Genomic DNA, 5,903 nt, shown 5'->3' with positions numbered 1-5,903 from the left:
TATTGAAGATACGGTTGCCCCAACATTTAATGAGGCTTTACCACAAGATATGACCGTTGAGTGTAATATGGTGCCAGATGCCTCTGTATTGACTGCAACAGATTCTTGTGAACCAGACATCGAGGTAACGTTTGAAGAAACGATCACAAATGATGAGAACTGTGCTGTAGGTTATACAGTTACAAGAACTTGGACAGCCACTGACTGTGCAGGTAATACAACCGATCATACTCAAGTAATTACTATAGAACCAACAGGACCTATTATGAGTCAGCCATACGAGGAAGAAATCACTATTATATGTGGTGATGAAATTCCAGATGCACCGGAATTAGTCTTTACAGGCGGTTGTGGTAATTTTGATGTTGTTTATAATGAAGAAACGCAGACCACAGCAGATTCTGATGATTACTTGATTATTAGAACTTGGAACGTGACAGATTCTTGTGGCAATACCGCTTCATTTGAACAGATAATCTTTGTATTGCAACCTCAATTGCAAGAGATTACAATTAACATCTGTATTGAAGAAGAACCAATAGATTTACTGAATTACTTACCAGCAGATTTTGACAGTAACGGTACATTCATGATTCTAGAAGGTGATGTGGTATTGGAAGGAAATATCTTTGACCCAATGAACCATGAGCCTGGTGAATATAAAATCGGTTATAGTTCTACCGAAGGTACTTGTAAATACTTTGTTGACTTTACAGTTGTAGTTGACACGGAGTGTGTACCATGTGGCAGAGGTGATATAGAAATCTCCAAGGCGGTTACCGCTAACGGAGATGGTGTTAACGACTTCTTTGAAATTACAGGTGTAGAATATTGTGCCTTTAGTTTTGATGTAATAATATTTAACCGCTGGGGAACTAAAATTGCCGAGGTTAAAGATTACCAAAACGACTGGGGCGGTGAATCTCCCGATGGTTCTTTTGGGCAATCTGGAATGCTACCTACAGGTACTTACTATTATATAATAACAGCCACAGACAAAAATACAGGTACTATCCTAGAACCGTTCAACGGGTATATTTACCTAGGTACCAATTAAAATTAGAAACATAATTTAAAATGCCTCATCTTAATGGATGAGGCATCATTTATAGTGATTTCAGTTTTAATTTATCGAAAATATAGGTTTAATGAATAAGATTATTTGAAATTTTTCACAAAAAAAATGGGATATAGGCATTTGCGTTTCGATATTTAAAACGCTAAAAAACAAAGTATTAAATACAAAGTCAAATATCTAGGCAGAGAAAAACGTAATATCACTTGTGCCCTTTCTTTAAGGAACGGGTAAGAATTATCAGTTATGACCTCGTAATTGTTAAATAGTATAATAACAATTTGTTTAAAGTGTCTAAAAATAACTCTTGAAATTGAAGAGGTATTTTAAATTCTGATGAAAACTTTGACCTCAAAGGACTTTAAAAATTCTTATAAATAATGAATATCAAAATCTGTATGGAGAACATAATTTAAAAAGTAATAATCTAGTTCATTTCCATATAAACACATTGTTAAAATATTTCATATAAAAACCTTTTGGTGCAAACTAGGGCCCTAAAGAATTACACATAATTAGCAAGGCTTTAAAATTTAAATCTCCCTAAAACAAAAGTGATTTTAAGTGCCCCGAAATCGTATTTGTCAAGCAAAATATACTCTTTACTAAGTAAACCTTTCTGAAAAGTATCGATAAAAGTTACATTAAATAGGATATCCTAATCACAGCTATCATTTCACATCAACCCTAGCCACTTTCGCAACAAAAAATGGGCTTCGACAAATATCGAAGCTAACTTTGTGTTTGATGAAAACTTTTCATTGTTTTTAATGAATGATTTAGCTAGAAAAGAATATGCTTAAATTCCTCCTTAAATTTACTTTTCTAATTTGCTGTACAAGTCTATCTGCACAATTAGATGTATCACTAACTCAATCGGAGTCTATTTGTTCATCTGATGGCAGCATAACTGCAACGGCCAATGGCGGAACTCAACCTTATCAATATAGAATTCTAAGTGGTCCTGAGGTTAGAGACTTTCAAAGCTCAGAAACTTTTCTTGCATTACAACCCGGAAATTATTCGGTAGAAGTACGAGATGCTAGTTTCAATACCGTTTCGGAGAATATTACGGTTAGTGGAAATTATGTACTTCCTAATTTAAGTGTCGATATTACCAACCCCTCTTGTTCTAGTAGTTCTAATGGCCAGGTCATACTCACTGGAAGTAATGGTAATCTAATCGCCAGCTCGACTTTCCCTACATATAAATACAGAATTGTTGATTTAAGTACAATACCACAAACGATTATTCTTGAACAGAACTCAGATACTTTTGCCGGTCTTACTGAAGGCACCTATACATTTCAGATTGAAGACGGATGCGAAAATACGGTCAGTGAAACGATAACCATAGCCGCTCCTCCAATCTCCGCATTAGCAGGGGAAATTAATTTTATAGAGAAAGTAGCATGTGATACTTACGAAGTGGAATACGACCCTTTTAATCGTGGTTCTTCACCTCATAATGTAACGGTTACCGAAGATGCAACAGGCACTGTAATTTTCTCAGGTTCAGTTGATTCTAGTTCTGGCTCTTCTTATAGTCTTGGTACTAATTACAACTTCGCAATGGGGTATACGGCGAACATCGTTGATGCCTGTGGACAAACTGAAAGTAAGCCATTTAACTTTACCCCAGATGTTGATATGTGGAGCCAGAAAGCATATGACTGCTCTGGCGAAACAGCTTTTTTTGTATTCGCCTCATTAACAAATTCAAGTCTTCAAGAAAAAAGTATATTAGTGCCTGCCACTCTTACACTAACCAACCAATCAGACCCAAGTGATGTTCTTGTTTATACTTTTACAGATCCCGATGATCTCGAAGCAGATATTCGTGAAGCAGATATTCAACTTGGCGATACTTATGATGTCGTTTTAGAAGATAGTTGTTCATATACCATAAATAATACAGTTACATTTACACCAGTTCCGGCAACCACATTTGAAGCCAACGTTCGACCAGAACGTGGCTGTATGGATGGAACAACCGGAATGGGTTTTCATGTAAGAAACGGTGGAACAAATTATGGTAAAGTAACCATTTTATCAGGACCTGCAAGTTTTACCTCAGAAAGTGGAGTTGTCACCAACTATAGTTATCCTAGAGAGTTTGTTAATCCAAATGGTAGTTCTATATATCGAGAAGCTTTTCCTCCAGGAATTTATGAAGCAGAAATTACGGACGGTTGTGAAACGGGTTTTCAAACGTTTGAAATATTAGCATCACAAACAGTTCAGCATGATTTTAGCTTAGATTTTTTACAAGGTTGCGGTAATTCGAACTCCTTAATTATAAATCCAAACGTAATCAGCAATATCAACAGTACCTTCTATACCAATGTTACTATAACTAATTTAGATACTGGAAACTCCGTTTTTCGCGAGAGTATATTATTTTTTACAGAAGGAACTCCGGTTACAGTACCCAATTTACCATCAGGAAATTACCAATTAAATCTAGAATTTCAGAGTGGTGGAGAATGTTTAACAAACAACGCTTTTACATGTCCTTGCGAACCCCAAACCAGAAATATAACTATACCAGGTTATGTGACTACTTCATTTGACAACATAGTTGGTTATTTATGCACAGAAGGGTCTGGTGTTATCTTGGCAGAAGGAATGAATGGTATTGCACCTTATCAATACGAAATAATAGATTCATCGGTTCCCTCAAATATTGGGCGCATATCAACAGATGGTATATTTACAGCAACAGATGAGGGAACTTATACTGTTAGAATTACAGATAGTTGTGGCAACTCAGCAGATGGTGCTTTCGAAGTAGTTCCTTATTTACCAAATCTTGTTGCCAATTGCGATGCTTCAGGGTCTCAGGTTACTCTTGCAGCCAACCCGGTAACCAATGCTACTTTTACTTGGGTTGATGATACAGGTACCATCGTGCAACAAGGTACTAGTAATGAACTTATATTTAATCCTTTCGATGCTTCTCAAGGTGGAGATTATACATTGCAAGTTGCAGTACCAGGATTAAGTTGCACCATTTTTGATGGTTCTATTACCGTACCTAATAAACCTTGTAGTTCTAGTATTGATGTAAGTAAAACAGTTGAATCGGGCCCTATATATAATAGTGTTACCGATGAATATACCGTGACCTATAGAATTACAGCAGACAATATCGGCGGCCTAGCAGGTTCTTATGATGTCATCGATACCTTTATGTTAGGGAATGGTTTCACCTTAATCAATGCAACTTTGGCTTATGGAGGCGAAAGTGACGGAGTTGACGGTACAATTTTGAGTCCGTTTACAAGTGGTGACCAAATTATAGCAGGTGAATCAATAGCCGGACTTCGAACAGAAAGTTGGCTAGTAACTGCAACTTTTACTATAGATAAAGATTTATTTGATCCAACGCAAGACTGTACAAATGGCGGTGGTTTTGGAAATCAAATAACCGTTACCGGTGATACCGATACTTCTAACAATACAGCCTGTGTACCTGTTGAATTTGCAAATCTTGAAATTACAAAAGATGGTGTTTATATAGATTCAAATACCAATGGTCTTACCAATGTAGGTGATGCAGTAAACTATACCTTTACTGTTATCAACACTGGTAATGTTTCTATTTCTAATGTAGTAGTATCAGACCCATTATTAGGAGGTACTATAGCTGGTCCTGCTTCTGGCGATACAGACTCTGATGGTCAATTAGATACTACAGAAACTTGGATTTACAGCGCTACTTATAGTATTATACAAACTGATATAGATAATGGTCAGATAAATAATTTAGCCACGGTAATTGGTGAAAACACCGATGGTAATACTATCACAGATACTTCAACAGACCCAACACCTTGTACCACGTGTACCCCTGCCCCTACTTGTGCAGATTGTACTTTAACAGAATTACCGAATAACCCTAGTTATTCAATCAATGATTCTTCTACAGTAGAGGGAACAAATAATGTTTTTACTATTACCGCATCTAATAGCATCAATCAAGACATCGTTTTTAATGTAGCGTATACAAATATTAATACCATCAATGCTGATTATAGCGGTCCAAATACCGTTACACTTTTAGCGAATAGCACTTCGGTATCTTTTAATGTTGCAGCGGTAGATGATAGTCTAATTGAACCAAATGAAACACATGAAGTTCAAATTTCTTATGCATCTGTTGGTGCCTTAAACATTACTGATGATACAGGTGAGGGAGAAATATTGGACAACGACGGCGGTGCGGGAACAGGAATCAGTTTTCAAAATGATAACATTACCGTAGATGAAGCTGCCAGCACGGCTACCATAAATGTATTATTGACAGGAAACGTACCGGGTGGGTTTACCTTGGATTTTACTACAAATGACGCTTCGGCAATCGCACCTGGTGATTATACAGCTACTTCAGGTCAATTGACCTTCGCTGGAACAGACGGCGAAACGCAACCGATCACAATACCTATCATTGACGATAACCTTATCGAAGCTTTAGAAAATTTAGTGGTCGACCTTTCTAATATTTCGACCGGACTGATTTTAATAAACGATAATCAAGCAACTGTAAATATTACCGATAACGATGGTGGTGTTGGTACCGGAATATCATTCGATAACGATAATATTACCGTAAACGAAGCTGCAGGTACAGCAACTGTAAATGTTTTGTTGACAGGAAACGTGCCGGGTGGGTTTACCTTGGATTTTACTACAAACGATTCTTCAGCAATCGCTCCTGGTGATTATACAGCTACATCAGGTCAATTGACCTTCGCTGGAACAGACGGCGAAACGCAACCGATCACAATACCTATCATTGACGATAACCTTATCGAAGCTTTAGAAA

The 5,903-nt window shown here is 36.9% G+C and carries 2 protein-coding genes; both read left to right on the top strand.

The features are described from left to right. The coding region (locus tag ABJI11_RS02395) for a gliding motility-associated C-terminal domain-containing protein (RefSeq protein ID WP_348349079.1) at positions 1-1,057 on the top strand (1,057 nt) is incomplete at its 5' end. 813 nt (positions 1,058-1,870) lie between these two features. Continuing rightward, positions 1,871-5,903 (top strand): Calx-beta domain-containing protein (locus ABJI11_RS02390; RefSeq protein WP_348349077.1); only part of this gene is annotated, 4,033 nt, incomplete at its 3' end.

The sequence above is a fragment of the Maribacter sp. genome (genome assembly GCF_039968975.1).
GTDB lineage: Bacteria > Bacteroidota > Bacteroidia > Flavobacteriales > Flavobacteriaceae > Maribacter.
The sequence above is the reverse complement of the archived record's forward strand: the minus strand, read 5'-3'. Positions and strand labels throughout refer to the sequence as shown.